19 protein-coding genes are annotated in these 18,934 nt (G+C 72.5%); 7 read left to right on the forward strand and 12 right to left on the reverse strand.

Annotation, left to right across the window (positions count from 1 at the left end; translation table 11 throughout):
* The first annotated feature begins 52 nt into the window (after positions 1 to 52).
* Positions 53 to 955, forward strand: coding sequence for a zinc metalloprotease HtpX (gene htpX / locus ACZ6MA_RS21200; RefSeq protein WP_469435435.1), 903 nt, complete (start codon positions 53 to 55; stop codon positions 953 to 955).
* A 29-nt stretch (positions 956 to 984) separates the two neighbouring features.
* On the forward strand, positions 985 to 1,575 hold the full coding sequence (gene pspAB, locus ACZ6MA_RS21205) for a PspA-associated protein PspAB (RefSeq protein ID WP_469435436.1): 591 nt from the start codon (positions 985 to 987) through the stop codon (positions 1,573 to 1,575).
* Between the two features lie 36 nt (positions 1,576 to 1,611).
* Here pspAB and ACZ6MA_RS21210 read toward each other — a convergent pair whose 3' ends face one another.
* The 4 genes from ACZ6MA_RS21210 to ACZ6MA_RS21225 all read right to left on the reverse strand — a co-directional run bounded on the left by ACZ6MA_RS21210 (position 1,612) and on the right by ACZ6MA_RS21225 (position 6,467).
* Positions 1,612 to 2,649 (reverse strand): MerR family transcriptional regulator, encoded by a 1,038-nt coding sequence (locus ACZ6MA_RS21210; protein ID WP_469435498.1) that lies wholly within the window; start codon positions 2,647 to 2,649, stop codon positions 1,612 to 1,614.
* 93 nt (positions 2,650 to 2,742) lie between these two features.
* Positions 2,743 to 3,660 carry a metal-dependent hydrolase gene (locus ACZ6MA_RS21215; protein WP_469435437.1) on the reverse strand — a complete coding sequence of 306 codons (918 nt, stop codon included), beginning with the start codon at positions 3,658 to 3,660 and terminating at the stop codon, positions 2,743 to 2,745.
* 123 nt (positions 3,661 to 3,783) lie between these two features.
* Positions 3,784 to 5,574: an SDR family oxidoreductase gene (locus ACZ6MA_RS21220; protein WP_469435438.1), complete on the reverse strand. Its 1,791-nt coding sequence runs from the start codon at positions 5,572 to 5,574 to the stop codon at positions 3,784 to 3,786.
* Complete coding sequence (locus ACZ6MA_RS21225) at positions 5,571 to 6,467, reverse strand: M24 family metallopeptidase (protein ID WP_469435439.1); 897 nt, start codon at positions 6,465 to 6,467, stop codon at positions 5,571 to 5,573. The genes ACZ6MA_RS21220 and ACZ6MA_RS21225 overlap by 4 nt, the downstream gene beginning before the upstream one ends.
* 323 nt (positions 6,468 to 6,790) lie before the next feature.
* Here ACZ6MA_RS21225 and ACZ6MA_RS21230 point away from each other — a divergent pair, with 323 nt between their 5' ends.
* From ACZ6MA_RS21230 to ACZ6MA_RS21245, 4 genes are read left to right on the forward strand one after another with little or no spacing between them, the layout of a single operon-like run.
* Entirely contained in the window at positions 6,791 to 7,762 is a 972-nt protein-coding gene (locus tag ACZ6MA_RS21230) for an ABC transporter ATP-binding protein (protein WP_469435440.1), read from the forward strand.
* Positions 7,752 to 8,648, forward strand: coding sequence for an ABC transporter permease subunit (locus ACZ6MA_RS21235; protein ID WP_469435441.1), 897 nt, complete (start codon positions 7,752 to 7,754; stop codon positions 8,646 to 8,648). Before ACZ6MA_RS21230 ends, ACZ6MA_RS21235 begins: the two co-directional genes overlap by 11 nt.
* Positions 8,645 to 9,556 carry an ABC transporter ATP-binding protein gene (locus ACZ6MA_RS21240; protein ID WP_469435442.1) on the forward strand — a complete coding sequence of 304 codons (912 nt, stop codon included), beginning with the start codon at positions 8,645 to 8,647 and terminating at the stop codon, positions 9,554 to 9,556. The genes ACZ6MA_RS21235 and ACZ6MA_RS21240 overlap by 4 nt, the downstream gene beginning before the upstream one ends.
* A gap of 33 nt (positions 9,557 to 9,589) precedes the next feature.
* The gene (locus ACZ6MA_RS21245; RefSeq protein WP_469435499.1) at positions 9,590 to 10,309 is read left to right on the forward strand and encodes an ABC transporter permease subunit; all 720 of its coding nucleotides are present in this window, start codon (positions 9,590 to 9,592) and stop codon (positions 10,307 to 10,309) included.
* Between the two features lie 214 nt (positions 10,310 to 10,523).
* On the opposite strand, the gene ACZ6MA_RS21250 is transcribed toward ACZ6MA_RS21245, so the two are convergent.
* The 7 genes from ACZ6MA_RS21250 to ACZ6MA_RS21280 all read right to left on the reverse strand — a co-directional run bounded on the left by ACZ6MA_RS21250 (position 10,524) and on the right by ACZ6MA_RS21280 (position 17,028).
* The gene (locus ACZ6MA_RS21250; RefSeq protein ID WP_469435443.1) at positions 10,524 to 11,486 is read right to left on the reverse strand and encodes an aminoglycoside phosphotransferase family protein; all 963 of its coding nucleotides are present in this window, start codon (positions 11,484 to 11,486) and stop codon (positions 10,524 to 10,526) included.
* An 83-nt stretch (positions 11,487 to 11,569) separates the two neighbouring features.
* Positions 11,570 to 12,832, reverse strand: a complete 1,263-nt coding sequence (locus tag ACZ6MA_RS21255) for a CynX/NimT family MFS transporter (RefSeq protein ID WP_469435444.1) — start codon at positions 12,830 to 12,832, stop codon at positions 11,570 to 11,572.
* A gap of 46 nt (positions 12,833 to 12,878) precedes the next feature.
* The gene (locus ACZ6MA_RS21260) at positions 12,879 to 13,589 is read right to left on the reverse strand and encodes a FadR/GntR family transcriptional regulator (RefSeq protein WP_469435445.1); all 711 of its coding nucleotides are present in this window, start codon (positions 13,587 to 13,589) and stop codon (positions 12,879 to 12,881) included.
* A 75-nt stretch (positions 13,590 to 13,664) separates the two neighbouring features.
* Positions 13,665 to 14,453: an ABC transporter permease gene (locus ACZ6MA_RS21265; protein ID WP_469435446.1), complete on the reverse strand. Its 789-nt coding sequence runs from the start codon at positions 14,451 to 14,453 to the stop codon at positions 13,665 to 13,667.
* Positions 14,450 to 15,478, reverse strand: a complete 1,029-nt coding sequence (locus ACZ6MA_RS21270) for an ATP-binding cassette domain-containing protein (protein WP_469435447.1) — start codon at positions 15,476 to 15,478, stop codon at positions 14,450 to 14,452. The genes ACZ6MA_RS21265 and ACZ6MA_RS21270 overlap by 4 nt, the downstream gene beginning before the upstream one ends.
* Before the next feature lie 73 nt (positions 15,479 to 15,551).
* Entirely contained in the window at positions 15,552 to 16,394 is an 843-nt protein-coding gene (locus ACZ6MA_RS21275) for a DUF4097 family beta strand repeat-containing protein (protein WP_469435448.1), read from the reverse strand.
* Between the two features lie 118 nt (positions 16,395 to 16,512).
* Entirely contained in the window at positions 16,513 to 17,028 is a 516-nt protein-coding gene (locus tag ACZ6MA_RS21280) for a toxin-antitoxin system HicB family antitoxin (protein ID WP_469435449.1), read from the reverse strand.
* A 336-nt stretch (positions 17,029 to 17,364) separates the two neighbouring features.
* Here ACZ6MA_RS21280 and ACZ6MA_RS21285 point away from each other — a divergent pair, with 336 nt between their 5' ends.
* The gene (locus tag ACZ6MA_RS21285) at positions 17,365 to 18,087 is read left to right on the forward strand and encodes a rhomboid-like protein (protein WP_469435500.1); all 723 of its coding nucleotides are present in this window, start codon (positions 17,365 to 17,367) and stop codon (positions 18,085 to 18,087) included.
* Here the strand turns inward: ACZ6MA_RS21285 and ACZ6MA_RS21290 are convergent.
* Positions 18,029 to 18,838 carry an HAD family hydrolase gene (locus ACZ6MA_RS21290; protein ID WP_469435450.1) on the reverse strand — a complete coding sequence of 270 codons (810 nt, stop codon included), beginning with the start codon at positions 18,836 to 18,838 and terminating at the stop codon, positions 18,029 to 18,031. The two genes, ACZ6MA_RS21285 and ACZ6MA_RS21290, sit on opposite strands and share 59 nt — an antisense overlap.
* Positions 18,839 to 18,934 lie beyond the last annotated feature (96 nt).

The following is an 18,934-nucleotide window of genomic DNA, read 5'->3' on the forward strand; positions in this document are numbered from 1 at the left end:
ATCGGGGCAGAGGCGCTTTCCGGGACGTCGTCCGCAGAGCCTTGGAGGTCCCATGCCAGGCACCCGATTCGCCCCCGACCGGGGGCTGACCACCCGCATGGTGAGCACGATGTTCCTGATCGGGCTGCTCTACGTGGTCTTCGTCGGCGTGCTGCTGGCGCTGGTGCGCGGGGCGTGGCCGGTCATCCTGCTCCTGGCCGGTGGTCTGTTCGTCGCGCAGTTCTGGTTCAGCGACCGGATCGCCGCCTTCGGCATGGGGGCCCGCGAGGTCACCCCGGAGCAGGCTCCCGGGCTGCACGGCGCGGTGGACCGGCTGTGCGCCCTCGCGGACATGCCCAAGCCCCGGGTGGCCATAGCGGACAGCGATGTGCCGAACGCCTTCGCCACCGGCCGCAACCAGAAGAACGCGCTGGTGTGCGCCACGACCGGGCTGCTGCGCAGACTCGAGCCGGAGGAGCTGGAGGGCGTCCTGGCGCACGAGCTGTCCCACGTCGCGCACCGGGACGTGGCCGTCATGACCATCGCCTCCTTCCTCGGTGTACTGGCCGGTCTCGTGACCCGTATCGGGCTGTGGGGCGGCTTCCGCCAGTCCGGCGGCCGGGACAGCAGCGCCGCCCTGGTCGTCGTGCTGATTCCGCTGGTCAGCGCCGTCGTCTACGCCCTCAGTTATCTGCTCACCCGGATGCTGTCCCGCTACCGCGAGCTGTCCGCCGACCGCGCGGCCGCGCTGCTGACGGGCCGCCCCTCCGCGCTCGCCTCGGCGCTCACCAAGGTCACCGGGCAGATGGCCCGGATCCCGACGCGGGACCTGCGCAAGGCCGAGCCCTTCAACGCCTTCTATTTCGCGCCCGCCTTCTCGAAGGACTCGGTGAGCCGTCTGCTGTCCAGCCACCCGACGCTGGAACAGCGACTGGAACAGCTCGGCCGGATCTCCGCCGGGCTCGGCCGGCCCTGACAGCCTCGATCCGTCCGGAAGGAGTGCCGGTGGGTTTCCTGGACGCCCTCCTCGGCCGCAGTAAACCGGTCCGCCCCGATCTCGACCGGCTCTTCGCCCTGCCGTCCGCCGCCGTCACCCTCCAGGCGGGCGCCGGGTTCACCCCGACCGGGCTGGGCTCGGTGTGCTTCGCGAGCGTGGAGGGCGGCGCCTTCGAGCGGCTGAGGCAGGACGTACGGGCCCTGCTGGACGCCGATACCGGGCGTGGTGGGGTGCCGGTGGAGTTCCGTCAGGACGGCTACGGCTACACCTGGCTGCTCGCGCGGCAGGAGGAGGGGCAGGAGGGCATCGCCGCCCTCGTCAACGACCTGCACGCGGTCAATACGCTTCTCCAGGAGGGCGGCTTCGGCCCGCAGTTGCTCTGTTCGCTGCTCGGTTTCCGGGACGCGCGGCAGCAGCCGCTCGCGCTCGTCTACCTCTACAAGCGGGGGACGTTCTATCCCTTCGCGCCGCTGCCGGGCGGGGTGGAACGGCGGGACACCGCCCTGGAGTTGCGGGCGCGGGCACTGCTGGGCGACGACCTGCGGATCGAGGCGGACCTGAGCCGCTGGTTCCCGGTCTGGGGCGCGCCCGGGCTGTAAGAGCGGCTGGTGCGGACGGGTAGGGGAACGTGCTGGTCAGCGGCGTGCGGCGAGTGCGTCCATGGTGCGGGCCCGTACCTCGCGTTCGGCGGCCGCGGCGATGAACGCGGCGGTGTGCTCCGCGCCGACCAGCTCACGGACGGCGTCCACGGTCGCGGCCGGCAGCCGCACGGCCTCTGCGGTGGTGTCGGGCTCGGGCTGGGGCTCTGGTTCGGGAGCGGGGTCGGAGGCGGGATCGGGGTCGGGAGCAGGGTCCGGGGCGGGGGCCGCGGTCGTGTCGGGCGCCGCTTCTCCCAGGTGCCGGCGGAGATAGCTGGTGGCCAGGGAGCGCATGGCGCGGGCGAGTTCGGCGTCGACGGTCTGCTGGGCGAGGGGCCGCAGCCGGCGCACCAGCGAGGCGGCCTCCGTGGCCTCCGCGTCGGTCGGGGGGTGGTCGAGGTACTGCTGGAAGACGTACTCGGTGGTGAAGTCGAGGAACCGGCCGGCGATGTGCTCGACCTGTGCGCGCAGCTCCCGCAGATGGCCGGAGATGGCGAGCAGCGGCACCCCGGCGGCGTGCAGCTCGGCGGCGACGGCCAGCTCCTGCGGGCTGGGGACGAGGAACTCGTCCGGCGTCCGCGGCACCCGGACCAGCACGCCGAGCTCCACGGCGTCCTCCACGGCCGCGTCGTCCCGTATGCCGCCGAACGTCGCCTCCAGCTCCGCCCGGGTCATCCGTCCGGCTTCCTCGTCGGACCAGGGGCGGTCTATCTCGGCGACCAGGCCCAGGACGCCGCCGAGCCCCCGGCCCGCGTCCCAGGCCTCCAGCAGCTCCTTGATGCTGGCCAGGGTGTAGCCGCGGTCGAGGAGGCCGGCGATCTGGCGGAGCCGCGCCAGATGGGTGTCCCGGTAGACGTTCGCCCGGCCCCTCCGCTCCGGCCTCGGCAGCAGCCCGCGGTCCTGGTAACCGCGGATGGTGCGGACCGTGGCGCCGCTGTGCCGGGCCAGGTCCTCGATGCGGTACTCGGCGGCCGGCGGCCCGGACCGCTCCGGTGGCGCTGAACGCTCCGGCGGTCCGGAAGGCCCCTGTGGCACGGGTGGTTCCGGAGCGGCCGGGCGGGCGGGTCGCTCGGACCGGTGGGGCTGTTGGGGCTGCTTGCTCAAGGGGGCTGGCTCCTTACGAACTCCTCAGGCCAGGGCGGAGCGCCCGATCGCGCCCGCCGCGGCCCGTGCCGCGGGTGAGGTCGCCAGATAGTCGACGGCCTTGCGCAGCGACCCCTCCTTCGAGGGATGGTACGACCGTCTGAGGTAGCGGGGGACGGCCGAGACCAGCTCGCCCCAACTCGGCAACAGGCCTTTGGCCACAGCACGGTTGTGGTGGCGGAGCATGTACCGCAGCCGACCCGCGAGCGGCGGGTCGTTGCGTATGAGATAGCGGGTGCCCCACCCCCACAGATAGAACAGCACGGGTGCGGTGACCGCCATGCCCAGCACCCGCCGGGCGTAGCGGCCGGCGCCCTCGCCGCCACAGTGCTCGTACATGTCGAAGGCGACCGCGCGGTGCTCGACCTCCTCCGCGCCGTGCCAGCGCAGCAGGTCCAGCATCACCGGGTCCGGGCAGGCCCGGTCGAGCCCCTCGGCGTGCAGGATCCAGTTGCCCATGACCGCCGTGAACTGCTCTATCGCCGCGATCAGCGACAGCCGGAAGCGCAGCCACTCCCGTGCTGAGACCGGCAGGCCGAAGGGCGGGGTGTCCCCGAGCAGCGAGTCGAAGAAGAAGTCGATGTGACGGGTGTAGGGGGTGGTGTCCAGGCCCTGTTCGGCGAGGTGCTCCAGGACGTACGCGTGCTGGACGCTGTGCGTGGCCTCCTGGCCCATGAAGCCCTTGACGTCCCTCAGCAGCGCTTCGTCCCGGACGAGCGGCAGGGCCTCCTTGAAGACCTTGACGAACCACCGCTCGCCCGCGGGGAGCAAAAGGTGCAGGACGTTCATGACGTGGGTGGCGGTGGGCTCGTCCGGTATCCAGTGCAGCGGGGTCTCCCGCCAGTCGAACGAGACCCGTCTGGGGGCTATCCGATGGCTGCCGGCCTGGTGGGGGTGGGTCATCTCGGTCCTTCTCCTCTCCTGGGGCCCGACCGCGGCCTCTGCCACGCTCTTTGCGGTGCCCTTTGCCGCGCCCCTTGCCGGGGCCCCGGCCGGGAACGCGGCCCGTTCACAGCCGGTGCCCGTTCACAGCCGGGGCTCGATCCGGGCGAGGGCGCGCAGCATCCGGGGCGAAAGCCGGGACAGCACCCGCAGGCCCCGGGCCTCGGGGGTGACCGCCACCACGGCCCGGTCGTGGAAGACGGCCCGCAGGATGGCGTCGGCGACCTTCTCCGGGGGGTAGTCGCGCCGTCCGTAGGCCCGCGCGGCCTTGGCCCGGCGCCGCCGCTGCTCCTCCTCCGGCACACCGGCGAAGCGGGCCGTCGCGGCGATGTTGGTGTTGACGATCCCGGGGCAGATCGCGGAGACCCCGATGCCCCGCCCGGCCAGCTCGGCGCGCAGGCATTCGCTGAGCATCAGGACGGCGGCCTTGGAGGTGCTGTAGGCGGGCAGGGCCCGGGAGGGCTGGAAGGCGGCCGCGGAGGCGGTGTTGACGATGTGGCCGCCCTGGCCGCGCTCGGCCATCTGCCGGCCGAAGAGGCGGCAGCCGTGGATGACGCCCCACAGATTGACGTCGAGGACCTTCCGCCAGTCCTCGGTGGTGGTGTCCATGAAGGAGCCGGACAGGCCGATCCCGGCGTTGTTGACCAGCACGTCCACCACGCCGTACTCGGCGGCGACCTTCGCGGCCAGCTTCTCCATCGCCTGTTCGTCCGAGACGTCGACGACCTCGCTCCACGCCTCGGCCGCGCCGATCAGGCGCGCCATCTCCGCCGTCCGGGCGGCACCCGCCGCGTCCCGGTCGACCGCGACGACCCGGGCGCCCGCCTCCGCGAACGCGAAGGCCGTGGCCCGGCCGATGCCGCTGGCCGCGCCCGTCACCAGCACCAGATGCCCGCCGAAGCGCTGCGCGTACGGCCCGCTGGGCGCGGAGCGGCGGGCCGGGGCGCCGCCCTCCTGGGCGGTGACGAACTCGGCGATCCAGGAGGACACCTGGTCGGGCCGGGTGCGCGGCACCCAGTGCTTGGCGGCCAGGGTGTGCCGCACGAGCCGTGGTGCCCAGCGCTCCAGATCGTCGTAGAGCCGCTCGGACAGATAGGCGTCACCGGTCGGGGTGATCAGCTGCACCGGCACATGGGCGAAGGCGTCGGCGCGGGGGTGGCGCAGCCGGGCGCGGACGTTGTCGCGGTAGAGCCAGGCGCCGTGGGCCGCGTCGGTCGGCAGCGAGGCCGTGGGGTAGCCGCCGGCCGGCAGCTTCTCCGACCGCGCCAGCAGTTTCGGCCAGTGTTTGCCGAGCGGGCCGCGCCACAGCGCCTCGGGCAGCGCCGGGGTGTGCAGCGCCCCCACGTACCAGGACCGGGTGCCCTGGCCGAGGAGTTGGGCCACCCGGCGCGGGGTGGGCCGGGTGACGCGGTCGTTGATCCAGTGGGCGAAGTGGTCCAGCGACGGCCCGGAGATGGTGGTGAAGGAGGCGACGCGGCCCTCGGCGCGCGGGACGGTCACGAACTCCCAGCCCTGTACGGACCCCCAGTCGTGCCCCACGAGGTGCACCGGCGCGGCCGGGCTCACCGCGTCGGCGACCGCGAGGAAGTCGTCGGTGAGCTTCTCCAGGGTGAAGCCGCCCCGCAGCGGCGTCGGCGCGGTGGACCGGCCGTGGCCGCGCACGTCGTACAGCACCACGTGGAAGCGGTCGCGCAGCCGGCCGGCCACCTCGGCCCAGACCTCCTTGCTGTCCGGGTAGCCGTGCACCAGCACGACCGTGGGCCGGGCGGTGTCGCCCAGCTCCACCACGCACAGCTCGACGCCACCCGTCCGCACCCATCGCTCGCGCGCGCCGTCGAGTCCCGCGCCTGCCGTGCCGTCGGTGCTGCTGCTCATGCGGCCTTCTCCTCCTGCCAGCGCCGCACGTGCGGCAGATCGTCGTCGAGCCAGAAGGCGCTCTCCTCGGGGTCCCGGGAATCGGTGACCACGAGCAGCTCCTCGAACTTCACGCCCGTGCCCCGGAATCCGAGGTGGGGTTCGACCGCCCACAGGCCGGGCGTGGGCGGGTGGTCGGAGAAGCGGTACGGGCTCCACAGCGGTGACCAGCCCTCGCGGTGTCCGTGGACGGCGTCGGACGCCAGCCCCTTGAGCGACTGGGTGCCGAAGCCGAGCAGCCGCGGCGACCACCGGCGCTCCCGCACCCGGCCCACCTTGTGCGCGATCACCCCGAAGGGATACGCGCGGTGCCGGTTGGCGTGGCCCTGGCGGGCCATGAGCCGGTCCACGTCCTCGTAGATCTCGCGGAGCGGGCGCCGTTCGCGCACCTCGCGCAGGATCAGCTCGCGGTGGGCCTCGAGGTCCGCCATCAGCCGGTCGTGCAGCGGGTCGGGGCCGAGGCAGCCCGAGTAGCCGATGTCGGCGGTGAAGCCTTGGTGGACCGGCGCCATGTCGAGGATGAAGGGCATTCCCGGCTCCAGCCTCCGCCCGGTGGGGAAGAACTGGAGCGGCACCCGGAAGCCGGTGAACGCCGTGCGGTCGCCGAACCACGCGAACGGCAGATGGAACCAGTCCCGCACGCCGTGCCCGCGCAGCCACTCCCGCTGCATCCGCGCGGCGTCCCGCTCGGTCGTCCCCGGTCTGAGCTGGGCGGCCACCTCCTCCGCGCACGCGTACGCCAGGCGCTGCACCGCCCGGAACCCGCGCAGCTCCGCGGCCCCGGTGCCCGCCGGCCGCCCGGGGTCACGGCCCCGGCCTCGCCCCTCGACCCGTCCCGCCACGACAGCCGCCATGCCCACCCGTCCGTCCCTGTGCGGGGCGCGGCCCCGGACGGTGAAATCCGGGGACGTGCCCGCGAGTTGACCACGTGCGAAAGTTGACAATGATGAATGTGACAATGTCCGGCGGCTGCGTCAAGGGTTCGTCCGTACCTGTGGAAAACCCGCCCGATGCGTGTCGCGTCCGTCCCGGGCGCCCCACCGGCCCGTCCCGTCACCCCGCAGACCGCGCCCCTCCGGGGGTACCGCTCCCCTACGGGCACGTCAGACCCGAGGACTAGGCGGATCCAGCCTCAGGTCTGACGACTCCTGTGGCCCACGCCACTACCGTCGGACACGTGACTGTGATCGCCACCGAAAGCCTCAGCAAGCGGTTCCCCCGGGTGACCGCTCTTGACCGGCTCTCCGTCGACATCGCCCCGGGAGTGACCGGCCTGGTGGGCGCCAACGGAGCCGGCAAGTCCACGCTGATCAAGATCCTGCTCGGGCTCTCCCCGGCCACCGAGGGCCGCGCCGCCGTGCTCGGCCTCGACGTCGCGACCGAGGGCAGCGCGATCCGCGAGCGGGTCGGCTACATGCCCGAGCACGACTGTCTGCCGCCCGACGTGTCGGCGACCGAGTTCGTCGTCCACATGGCGCGCATGTCGGGCCTGCCGGCCACCGCCGCCCGCGAGCGCACCGCCGACACCCTGCGCCACGTGGGGCTCTACGAGGAGCGGTACCGCCCCATGGGCGGCTATTCGACGGGCATGAAGCAGCGGGTCAAGCTGGCCCAGGCGCTCGTCCACGACCCCCAGCTGGTCCTGCTGGACGAGCCGACCAACGGCCTCGACCCCGTCGGCCGCGACGAGATGCTCGGCCTGATCCGGCGGGTCCACACCGACTTCGGCATCTCGGTGCTGGTCACCTCGCACCTGCTCGGCGAGCTGGAGCGCACCTGCGACCACGTGGTGGTCATCGACGGCGGCACGCTGCTGCGGTCCTCCTCCACCAGCGACTTCACCCAGGCCACGGGTTCCCTGGCCGTGGAGGTCACGGACACCGACGCCTGCCCGGACGGCGTGGCCGCGCTGCGCGCCGCCCTCACCGGGGCGCGGCTGACGGTGCAGCCCGCGGGCCGGGCCCCGGACGGTTCGCCCGCCTCCGGGCGGGTGCTCCTCGTGGACGTCGTCGACGAGGGCACGTACGACACGGTCCGCGACGCGGTCGCCGAACTCGGCCTCGGCCTGGTCCGCATGGAACAGCGGCGCCACCGCATCGCGGAGGTCTTCCGCGACGAGCAGAACGGAGGCGCCCCCGATGCCGCCTGAGACCACCGCCCCGGCGCAGGACGTCATTCACAACATCGGCTACCGCGATTACACGGGCCCCCGGCTCGGCCGCGCCTATGCCCGCCGCGCGCTGTACTCGCAGAGCCTGCGGGGCGCGTACGGCCTCGGGCGTTCGGCGAAGTCCAAGGTCCTGCCGATGATCCTGTTCGGAGTCATGGTGCTGCCCGCCGCGATCATCGTGGCGGTCAGCGTGGCGACGAAGATGGACAAGCTGCCGCTGGAGTACACGCGGTACGCGATCCTCCTCCAGGCCGTCATCGGTCTCTTCCTCGCCTCGCAGGCACCGCAGTCCGTCTCGCGCGACCTGCGCTTCAAGACGGTTCCGCTGTACTTCTCCCGCCCCATCGAGCGCGTCGACTACGTGGCCGCGAAGTTCGCGGCGATGGCGTCCGCACTGTTCGTCCTGACCGCCACGCCCCTGCTGCTGCTGTACGTGGGCGCCCTGCTCGCCAAGCTCGACTTCGCCGACCAGACGAAGGGCTTCGCGCAAGGACTCGTATCCGTGACCCTGCTCTCCCTCCTCTTCGCCGGAATCGGCCTGGTGGTCGCGGCCCTCACCCCGCGCCGGGGCTTCGGCGTGGCCGCCGTCATCGCCGTGCTGACGATCTCGTACGGTGCCGTGACCACCGTCCAGGGCATCGCGCTGTCCCAGGACAACCCCGAAGCGGTCGGCTGGCTCGGTCTCTTCTCGCCGATCACCCTCGTCGACGGGGTGCAGACGGCGTTCCTCTCCGCCACCTCCGCCTTCCCCGAAGGCCACGGCCCCTCCACCGGCGCCGGCGTGGTCTATCTCCTCGTCCTTCTCGCCCTGGTCGCCGGCTCCTACGGGATGCTGATGCGCCGCTACCGAAAGGTCGGGCTGTGAGCTCCCTCCACATCGACAACGTCTCGCGCTGGTTCGGCAACGTGGTGGCCGTCAACGACGTCTCCATGGTCATCGGCCCCGGTGTCACCGGTCTCCTCGGCCCCAACGGCGCCGGGAAGTCCACCCTGATCAACATGATGGGCGGCTTCCTGCCCCCCTCCACCGGCACGGTCACCCTCGACGGGACGACGATCTGGCGCAACGAGCAGATCTACCGCCACATCGGCCTCGTCCCCGAGCGGGAAGCCATGTACGACTTCCTGACCGGGCAGGAATTCGTGCGCGCCAACGCCGAGTTGCACGGCCTGGGGGCGAAGGAGGCACAGAAGGCGCTCGCCACGGTCGAGATGGAGTACGCGCAGGACCGCAAGATCGCCACGTACAGCAAGGGCATGCGCCAGCGCGTGAAGATGGCCTCCGCCCTCGTGCACGACCCGTCGGTGCTCCTCCTCGACGAGCCGTTCAACGGCATGGACCCCCGGCAGCGCATGCAATTGATGGAACTGCTGCGGCGGATGGGCGCGGAGGGCCGCACGGTGCTGTTCTCCTCGCACATCCTGGAGGAGGTCGAGCAGCTCGCGGCGCATATCGAGGTCGTCGTCGCGGGCCGGCACGCCGCGTCGGGTGACTTCCGCAAGATCCGCCGGCTGATGACGGACCGCCCGCACCGCTATCTCGTGCGCTCCAGCGACGACCGGGCCCTCGCCGCCGCCCTCATCGCGGACCCGTCCACGTCGGGCATCGAAGTGGACGTCCAGGAGGGCGCCCTGCGCGTCCAGGCCGTCGACTTCGGCCGCTTCACCGAGCTTCTGCCGCGCGTCGCCCGCGCGCAGGGCATCCGCCTCCTGACGGTCTCGCCCTCCGACGAGTCGCTGGAATCGGTCTTCTCCTACCTCGTCGCGGCCTGAAAGGAGCCCTCAGCGATGTCAGCGTCCTCCGGGCTGTACCACCCCACCGTCGCCCGGCTCACCTACCGGGCCCTCCTCGGCCGCCGCCGGGCCGCGATCCTCTTCGCGCTGCCGGCCCTGCTGCTGATCATCTCCGCGGTGATCCGCGTGATGACCGGCGCCGACGACGAGACGGCCACCAGCGTCCTCGGCGGCTTCGCGCTCGCCACGATGGTCCCGCTCATCGGCGTCGTCGCCGGTACGGGGGCGATCGGCCCGGAGATCGACGACGGCTCGGTGGTCTACCTCCTGGCCAAGCCGATCAAGCGGCCCACGATCGTCTTCACCAAGCTGATCGTCGCGATCGGGGTGACGGTCGCCTTCTCGGCGATCCCCACACTCGTCGCCGGCTTTATCCTCAACGGCAACAGCCAGCAGATCGCCGTGGCCTACGCGGTTGCCGCCGCCGTCGCCTCGATCGCCTACAGCGCGGTCTTCCTGCTGCTGGGCACGGTCACCCGGCACGCGGTCGTCGCCGGCCTCGTCTACGCCCTGGTGTGGGAGACGCTCTTCGGCAGCCTCATCCCGGGCGCCCGTACGCTCAGCGTCCAGCAGTGGTCCCTGGCCCTCGCCCAGAAGATCGGCGCCGAGGGCGCCATCGACTCGGACGTCGGCCTGTCCCTGGCGCTCGTCCTGCTCATCGGCGTCACGGTGGCAGCGACGTGGGGCGCGGGGCGCCGCCTTCGGGCGCTTACGCTCGCCGGGGAGGAATGACGCCTGGCCTGCGGCCCGCGCCTCTCGCCTTCCGGCACCCGCACCACCGCTGCGCGGCGGTCGTCCTCAATCGCCGGACGGGCTGCTGTGCTGTGTCCTCAATCGCCGGACGGGCTCGAATTAAGCCCGCTGGGGGTCCCCCCAGCGGTAGCTGGGGGAGATTGAGGACGCGCCCGCAGGGCGCCTGCCGCCGCAGGGGGCGACGGGCCGATGGTCAAAGAACCGCCGGACGGCGCAAGGGCAGCAACGTCCGGGCGATCACCACCTGTTCGGGATCAAGCGTTTCCGTGCCCTCTTCGCAGTCCTCCAGGTCCCACAGGGCGTTCTGGAGGACGCGGGCCAGCGTCCAGTTCACCGCGCGGCCGCGGTCCAAACCCATGACGTCGGTCATCAGATCGAAGCGGCGGCGGACCGCGCGTTCCACATCACCGGTGGCGACGGCGTCGTCCCAGCGGTTGCGGAGCGCGGGCAGCAGTTCGAAGCCGGGGTCGCCCGCGAGTGGTTTGGGGTCGATGGCGAGCCAGGGAGCGCGGTCGGCGCCCGGCAGCGGTGCCAGCACGTTCTCGTAGTGCAGGTCCCAGTGCAGCAGCCGGTCGCCCGCCTCGCCGGCCACGTCCTGTACGGCGGCCGCGCAGGAGCGCAGCAGGGCGCGTTCGGCCGGGTCGGCCAGGGCCGGGAGGGCGTCCGGGGTCTCGGCGAGCAGGCCGTCCGCGAGGTCGGTGAGCGTCCGCAGACCGGCCGGGGCGGGCGCCGCGACCAGGCGGGCCAGGAGTTCGGCGAGTGTCAGCAGCGCGGCCTCGTGGTCTTGCACCGAGGCCAGTGAGCGGCCGGCGTCCAGCCGTTCCAGCAGCATCGTGCCGGAGGCGGCGTCGTGGTCGAGGAGCCGGACCGCGCCGTCACCGCCCCACGCGCGCAGCGCGGCCGGCTCGCCCTCGGTCTCCTCGTCGACCGGCTGGAGTTTGAGCACGCCCGGGGTGCCGTCCGTACGGCGCACGGGCAGGACGAGCGCCACCGCGCCGTGCGCCGGGGGCCCGTCGGGCCGCAGCTGCCAGCGGTCCAGGAAACCGGCGGCCAGGGCGGGCAGCCCGGCGACCCAGGCGCGGCCCTCCTCGTCGTCGTACGACGCGTGGAACTCCGCCAGTGCGGCGGGGACGACGATCTCGGAAGCGTCGGTCACGGGGCGGTCGGTCTCCTCGGCTCGGGCGCGGGACGGGGTGGTGGCTCCCGGTCGTGGGGGGAGCCACCACCCCGTTCAACGTCTCAGATCTTCCGATCGCGCCCGGCACCGAGGCCGAGCATCACCAGACCCGCGCACACCACCAGCAGCAGCACGATGGGTATGTTCCAGCCACCGGTCGCCTGGTGGACGGCGCCCAGCGCGAACGGTCCGACCGCCGCCAGCAGATAACCCCACGTCTGCGCCATGCCGGAGAGCCGGGCGGCGGTGTGGGCGTCGCGGGTGCGCAGCACCATCATCGTCAGCGCGAGGCCCAGCGCACCGCCCTGGCCGATGCCGAGCAGCACCGCCCACAGCCACGCTCCGGCGACCGGCGCGACGAGCAGCCCGGTGATGCCCGCCGCCATGAGCAGCACCACGACGACCGCCAGCAGGCGCTGCGAGCGCATCCGCCCGGCCAGCATCGGCACGACGAACGATCCGGCCATCTGCACCAGGGTGCTGAACGCGAAGACGAGTCCGGCCTCGGCCTTGCTCATGCCGTGGTCCGTGAAGATCGTCGGCAGCCAGGCGATGCAGACGTACGCCACGAGCGACTGTGAACCCATGAAGAGGGTGACCTGCCAGGCCAGCGGCGTGCGGACGAGGTTGGTGCCGCCCTTGGCGACGGGTGTCGCGGCGGGGGCGCCGTGCCCGGTGCCCCGGCGGGAGATGACCACCTGCGGGATCCATACCGCCGCGGCGAGCGCCGCGAGCAGCGCCCAGGAGGCGAGGGAGCCCTGCCAGCCGCCGAGGGCGTTCTCCAGCGGTACGGCGGAGGCGGCGGAGACGGTGGCGCCGAGGATCATCGCGGTGGAGTAGAGCGCGGTCATGCTCGCGGCCCGGTCCGGGAAGTCCCGCTTGATCAGTCCCGGCATGAGGACGTTGAGCAGGGCTATCGCGGTACCGACGAGCGCGCAGCCGACGAACAGCGCCACCACGGGCGGCGCGACGCGCAGCACGATGCCGCCGCACAGCAGCGCGAGCGCGCCGCAGAGCACGGCTTCGGTGCCCCAGCGCCGGGCGAGCTTCGGCGCGAAGATCGAGCCGAGGCCCATGAAGACGAGCGGAATGGTCGTCACCAGGCTGCTCGCGGCGGCGGCCAGGTGGAAGTGGTCGCCGATCTCGCCGAGGAGCGGTGAGACTCCGGCGAGCGCGGCCCGCATGTTGAGGGAGGCGAGGACGATGCCGAGCATCACGAGCGCGGGGTGGGCGCGCAGCCGCCGTCTCGCGGCGGCGACGGGCGCGGTGGGCGCCAGGGCCTCCTCCGCGTCGATCAGTGGTGCTTCGGACCTCGTCTCCGACATGGGTGGTGCCTTTCCGAAGGTGGTGCGGGGTGAGCGGGGCGGCCGCTCAGTGGTCGGCGAGCAGGGACTCGACGGCCTGTTTCGGGCGTTCGAGCAGCGTCCGGGCGGCGTGCGCGGCGGCGTCGGGGTCCTTGGAGGCGATGGCCTCCATGAGCGCGTGGTGGTCGCCGTGGGCGATGCGCGGCATCTCGCGGTCGCCGAGCGCGGTGACCAGCGACTCGCGCACCGAGCTGCTGAACCAGGTGTAGGTGGCGGTCAGCGCGGTGTTGTGCGCGGCTTCGACGACGGCCTGGTGGAACGCGATGTCGTGATCGGCGTACAGCTCCAGGTTCCCGGAGTCGGGCTGGCCGTCGGGGTCCTCGAACGCCGTCTGCGCGTCCAGCGCCGCCCGCATCCGCTCCAGGTCGGCGGGCTCGTGGCGGAGCGCCGCGAGCCGTGCGGCCTCCGCCTCCAGCGCGATGCGCAGCTCCAGTACGTCCCGCACCCCGGCACGCCGCAGCCCCCGCATGATCGCGCCGGGGTCGGCCGTGGAGACCACGAAGGTGCCCTCGCCCTGCCTGGAGCGCAGCATTCCGGCGTGGACGAGGACGCGGACGGCCTCGCGGACCGTGTTGCGTCCGACCCGCAGCTGCTCGGCGAGCGCGTGCTCGGTCGGGATGCGGCCGCCCACGGGCCATTCGCCGGCGGTGACCTGCGCGCGGAGCTGGTCGACGACGGTGTCCACGAGGGACTGGCGTCCGGCTGCTCGCAGGGTCATGTCGTCCTCCGGCGGTGAGGGGGAATGGGCTGGTGCTTGCCCGGTTGCCCAGTCATCCTACAACTGCCTCGCGTTTTACTTCGGGTCGTGGCCGTACTTCGCCGTCGACCAGAAGTAGCCGAGCACGGTCAGGCCCAGGCACCAGGCGACGGCGAGCCACCCGTTGTGGCCGATCCCGTCACCGAGCAGCAGCCCGCGCAGAGTCTCGATGGCGGGGGTGAACGGCTGGTACTCGGCGACCGGCCGGAACCAGCCCGGCATCGCGTCGAGGGGGACGAAGGCGCTGGAGAGCAGCGGCAGCAGGATCATCGGCAGCGCGTTGTTGCTGGCGGCCTCGGCGTTCGGGCTGATCAGGCCCATGCCGACCGCGATCCAGGTGAGCGCCGTGGCGAAGAGCACGAGCAGCCCGAACGCCGCCAGCCATTCCAGGACGGTCGCGTCGGTGGACCGGAAGCCGATGGCCACGGCGACGGCGCCCACGAGGACCACGCTCGCGATCGATTGCAGCACGCTGGCGACGACGTGCCCGACGAGCACCGAGCCGCGGTGGATCGCCATCGTGCGGAAGCGGGCGATGATGCCCTCGGTCATGTCGTTGGAGACGGACACCGCGGTGCCGACCACGGTGCCGCCGATGGTCATCAGCAGGATGCCCGGCACCAGGTACGCGAGGTAGGCGGAGCGGTCCGCACCGCCGCCGATGCCCGCGCTCATCACGTCGCCGAAGACGTAGACGAAGAGCAGCAAGAGCATGATCGGGGTGAGCAGCAGGTTCAGCGTCATGGACGGGTAGCGTCGCGCGTGCAGGAGGTTGCGCCGCAGCATCGTGGACGAGTCGCGCACGGCGAGGGAGAGGGAGTTCATCGGACAGCCTCCTTGGGCTGAGTCGGCTGAGTCGGCTGAATCGGCTGGGTCGACCGCTCGGTGTCGCCGGTCAGGGCGAAGAACACGTCGTCGAGGTCGGGGGTGTGCACGGTCAGTTCGTCCGCCTCGATGCCGGCGGCGTCCAGCCAGTCGAGGACGGAACGCAGCTCGCGCTGGCTGCCGTCGCTGGGGATCCGCAGTGACAGCGCCTCGTCGTCCCTGGTGGTCTCGCGCAGGGCGAGGGCGGCGCTCCGGTACGCGGCCGGGTCGGTGAAGCGCAGCCGGATGTGTCCGCCGGGGATCAGCCGCTTCAGCTCCTCGGGGGTGCCCTCGGCGGCGATCCTGCCGTCGTTGAGCACGGCGACGCGGTCGGCGAGTTCGTCGGCCTCGTCCAGGTACTGGGTGGTGAGGAAGACGGTGACGCCGCCGGCGACGAGCTCGCGGATGATCTGCCACATGTTGTGCCGGGAGCGCGGGTCGAGGCCGGTGGTCGGCTCGTCGAGGAAGATGATCCGCGGGTCGCCGACGAGGGTCATGGCGATGTCCAGGCGGCGCTTCATGCCGCCGGAGTAGGTGGAGGCGGGCTTCTTCGCCGCCCCGGTCAGATCGAAGCGCTCCAGCAGCTCGGCGGCGACGCGCCGCCCCTCGTGCCGGGGCAGGTGGTGCAGGTCCGCCATGAGGAGCATGTTCTCCTCGCCGGTGATCAGCCCGTCGACGGCGGAGAACTGCCCGGTGACGCCGATCGCGGCCCGCACCCCGTCCGGTGCCGTGGCGACGTCGTGGCCCGCGACCCGCGCCTGCCCGCCGTCGGCGGTGACGAGGGTGGACAGGATCTTCACGGCGGTGGTCTTGCCGGCCCCGTTCGGGCCGAGCAGCGCGAACACGGACCCGGCCGGGATGCGCAGGTCGATGCCGTCGAGGACGGTCTTGTCACCGTAGGACTTGCGCAGCCCGACGGCGGAGACGGCGACCGGGGACGCGCGACCGTCCGATCGATTGGTCATGGGCATGACAGAAGAAGGCATGAGGCCCTCCGTTCGAAGGCTGGAGTAAGGGGGGAGTGAGGGGGAGGGAGAGGCCGGGCCGGACGGGCGCGGCTCAGACCGTGGCGCGGCGGATGTCGATGTTGCCGTACCGGGTGCGGGCGCGGATCTTGACGGTGTCCTCGCTCTCCCCAGGGGTCTCGGAGGCGGTGAGCGCGTTGCGCACCTGGCCGGAGCCCGAGCCGGCGTCGAGCCAGGCGGCCGTGCCTTCGCGGACGCCGACCTCGATGGCGCCGTAGGCGGTCTCCAGCTGGACGGTGCCACGGGCCACCTCGCCCACGCGAAGGGTGCCGTGGGCGGTGGTGGCGGTGACCGAACCCTCGGCGCGCCGGATCTCGATGTCGCCGTTGGCGCCGCTCACCCGCAGTTCGCCGGTCGCGGCGCCGACGGTCGTGGTGCCGTGCGAGTTCTTCAGGACGGCGGGGCCGTCGACGAGGCCGACGCGCAGGCTGCCGGAGCTGGTGGTGATCTCGGCCGTGCCCTCGACGCGGTCCACGGTGATCGAGCCGTGGGAGGCGGTCAGGTTCAGCGGACCGGTCGCGTCGAGGCGGACGTCGCCGGACGAGGTCTTCACCCGGACCTCGCCGAGCCGGCCCTCGCCGAGCATCTGGGTCCAGGCGCCGGTCATCTCGACGCGCGAGCCCGTGGGCAGTTCGACCGTCACGTCCACGATGCCGGTGCGGCCGAACGGGCCGGACTTGGGCGTCCTGACGGTCAGCGCACCGCCGGCGTAGCTGACCTCCGTCTGGTCGGCCGTCCGCACGTCCCGGTCCTTCTTCGGGTTGCGGGGCCGAACCCCGACGACGGTGTCGGTGCGGTCACCCGCGATGAACTGGAGGGAACCGGCCTCCACGTGTGCCGTGGCCGAGATCGGTTCGGGAGTGTCGAAAGAAGGCATGGCTGTCCCGTCCTCATGGGTCTTCCGGGCGTCCCCGCTGGTGGGACGTGGTGTGGGTGAAAGGCGGTGAAGGGAGGTGAAGGGGCGTGGATCGAAGGGACGCGGGTGCGGAGCGCGGTCAGCGCACCCAGCCCGTGAAGCTCTGCCCCAGGGTCTGGGTCTTCGTGGGCTGCGGCCGGGTGCCGCCGTCGAGCGCGGCCGACACGGCGCGCACGAGCCACGCGTTGACCGACAGGCCCTCGCGGGTCGCGGCCTCCTCGGCGCGGGCCTTGAGGTGGGCCGGCAGGCGGAGATTGACGCGGGCGGTGCCGCCGTCGTCGCCCTCGGCCGGGGCGGGGGCCGTGAACGGTTCGGCGGGCGCGGCCGGCTCCGCGTGGGTGCCGCTGTCGGTGGGCGGCGGTGTCACCACGAAGTCGGGGTCCAGCCCGCGCAGCCGTACGTCGACCGAGCCGGGGGCGAGTTCGCGGGTGATCTCGTCCATCGCGGCGGAGAGCACGTTGAGCAGGGTCAGCCGGGTCGCCGACTCCAGCGGAGCGGTGAGCCGCTCGGCCAGCTCGCGGGCTTCGTCGCCGCCGGCTTCGGCGGCCACCGCGAGTTCGCGGCGGAGAGTGTCGACATACGGGGTGAGGTCCATAACGCCATCATGGCACCACTGTGACGCCATGCGCAACCCCGATTGGCGTCACGTGGCGCCCGGGGTTTGCGAGACCGCCTCTGACCTGCGGAAACCTGCTAGGAATGGCCTGCGTCATGGTGGCACCACGCGTACCCACGCCGCTCTGAGGGTCAATCGTGGCACCGGATGGCGCGCGATGGCGCTACATGGCGCCACCCGGTGTCATTCTCCGGAGGCCCCGCCTCTGACTTTGCCTCCGCCCGCCCACGACTCCGGCTTCGCCCCCGACTCCCATGGATGCGCACGGCTCGGCCCGGCCGGCGCGCGGAGTTCCCGGTGCCCGGCTACCTTCGAATGGTGACAGCCGCCGACCGGGTATCCCGCTGGGTCCGTTCGTCACCCGGTACGCACATCTGGCTGCTGATCATCGGCATCACCAGCCTGGTCATCGCGGCGGCCAGCGAGGGGCTGGAGACGTTCCTTCTCCACCGCACCAGCAGCAACATCCACGCCCTCACCAAGCACCCGTTGCAGTCGCTGCTCATCAGCGGTTTCTGGATCGAGAGCCCGTCGTCGTTCCTGCTCTACGCCGTGCTCTTCGAGGTCTTCCACGCCAACGTCGAACGCTGGCTCGGCACGCCGCGCTGGCTGTGCGTGGTGGCCGTGGCGCACGTGGCGGCGACGCTCATCAGCCAGGAGGTGCTGCTGCTGTCGATCGAGGAGCACTCCGTGCCCCGGTCGATGAAGCACGTGGTCGACATAGGGGTCTCCTACGGCCTCGCCGCGTCCGCCGGGGTGCTGGCCTACCGGCTGCCCCGGCCCTGGCGCTGGGGCTATGTCCCGGCGGTCACGCTGTTCTTCGGGCTGCCGCTCGCCACCGGGGGGACGTACACCGACCTCGGGCACGCGATCTCGGTGGCCGTGGGGCTGGCCTGCTGGCCGCTGACGCGCGGCCGGACCCCTTGGGGGCCGGTGCGGTGGCCGGCCGGACACCGGCCGGCCCGGCGGCCCCCCGGCGTCAGCCGAACAGCCGCTCCAGAACGACCGCGATCCCGTCGTTCTCGTTCGAGTCCGTGATCTCGTCCGCGACGGCCCGCAGCTCCGGATGCGCGTTGGCCATCGCCACCCCGTGCGCGGCCCAGCCGAACATCGGTATGTCGTTGGGCATGTCACCGAAGGCGATGGTGTCGACGGCCTTCACGCCCAGCCGGCGCGCGGCCAGCGAGAGGCCCGTGGCCTTGCTCAGGCCCAGCGGCAGCAGCTCGACGATCCCGGCGCCCGCCATCGTCACGCCCACCAGGTCACCGGCGACCCGCCGGGCCACCTCGACCAGCTCGTCGTCGCCCAGCTCCGGGTGCTGGAGGTAGAGCTTGTTGAGGGGGGTGAGCCACAGCTCGGCCGGGTCCGTGATCGGGACGGCCGGCAGCGGGCCGTCCTGGATGCGGTAGCCGGGGCCGATCAGTACGTCACCGTCCATGCCGTCCCGGCTGGCGGCGAGGTAGAGGGGGCCGACCTCGGCCTCGACCTTGGCGACGGCCAGCGCGGCGAGCTGCCGGTCCAGCGTCACCGACGTCAGCAGCCGGTGCTCGCCCGCGTGGTAGACCTGCGCGCCCTGGCCGCAGACCGCGAGGCCCCGGTAGTCCAGGGCGTCGAGTATCGCCCGCGTCCAGGGGACGGACCGGCCGGTGACGATGATGTGCGCGGCACCGGCCGCCGTGGCCCGGGCGAGGGCGGCGCGGGTGCGCTCCGAGACGGTGTCGTCGGGGCGCAGCAGCGTGCCGTCGAGGTCGGTCGCGACAAGGCGGTACGGCGGCGGGGCGGCGCTCACGGCGTCTTCCTCTTCGTTTCTCCGCCCGCGCGGCACCGTGGCGGCGCGGACAGGGTGGTCGTGGGCAGCCCGCGCGGCGACGGCGAGGCCGCGCGC

It is taken from the genome of Streptomyces sp. NPDC042259 (assembly GCF_055582085.1).

What these genes read in the sequence shown, in the direction of transcription:
- htpX (WP_469435435.1), top strand. Translation starts at nt 53, where the DNA reads ATGCCAGGCACCCGATTCGCCCCCGACCGGGGGCTGACCACCCGCATG.
- ACZ6MA_RS21215 (WP_469435437.1), bottom strand. Translation starts at nt 3,660, where the DNA reads ATGACCCACCCCCACCAGGCCGGCAGCCATCGGATAGCCCCCAGACGG.
- ACZ6MA_RS21220 (WP_469435438.1), bottom strand. Translation starts at nt 5,574, where the DNA reads ATGAGCAGCAGCACCGACGGCACGGCAGGCGCGGGACTCGACGGCGCG.
- ACZ6MA_RS21225 (WP_469435439.1), bottom strand. Translation starts at nt 6,467, where the DNA reads ATGGCGGCTGTCGTGGCGGGACGGGTCGAGGGGCGAGGCCGGGGCCGT.
- ACZ6MA_RS21235 (WP_469435441.1), top strand. Translation starts at nt 7,752, where the DNA reads ATGCCGCCTGAGACCACCGCCCCGGCGCAGGACGTCATTCACAACATC.
- ACZ6MA_RS21255 (WP_469435444.1), bottom strand. Translation starts at nt 12,832, where the DNA reads ATGTCGGAGACGAGGTCCGAAGCACCACTGATCGACGCGGAGGAGGCC.
- ACZ6MA_RS21260 (WP_469435445.1), bottom strand. Translation starts at nt 13,589, where the DNA reads ATGACCCTGCGAGCAGCCGGACGCCAGTCCCTCGTGGACACCGTCGTC.
- ACZ6MA_RS21265 (WP_469435446.1), bottom strand. Translation starts at nt 14,453, where the DNA reads ATGAACTCCCTCTCCCTCGCCGTGCGCGACTCGTCCACGATGCTGCGG.
- ACZ6MA_RS21270 (WP_469435447.1), bottom strand. Translation starts at nt 15,478, where the DNA reads ATGCCTTCTTCTGTCATGCCCATGACCAATCGATCGGACGGTCGCGCG.
- ACZ6MA_RS21275 (WP_469435448.1), bottom strand. Translation starts at nt 16,394, where the DNA reads ATGCCTTCTTTCGACACTCCCGAACCGATCTCGGCCACGGCACACGTG.
- ACZ6MA_RS21280 (WP_469435449.1), bottom strand. Translation starts at nt 17,028, where the DNA reads ATGGACCTCACCCCGTATGTCGACACTCTCCGCCGCGAACTCGCGGTG.
- ACZ6MA_RS21285 (WP_469435500.1), top strand. Translation starts at nt 17,365, where the DNA reads ATGGTGACAGCCGCCGACCGGGTATCCCGCTGGGTCCGTTCGTCACCC.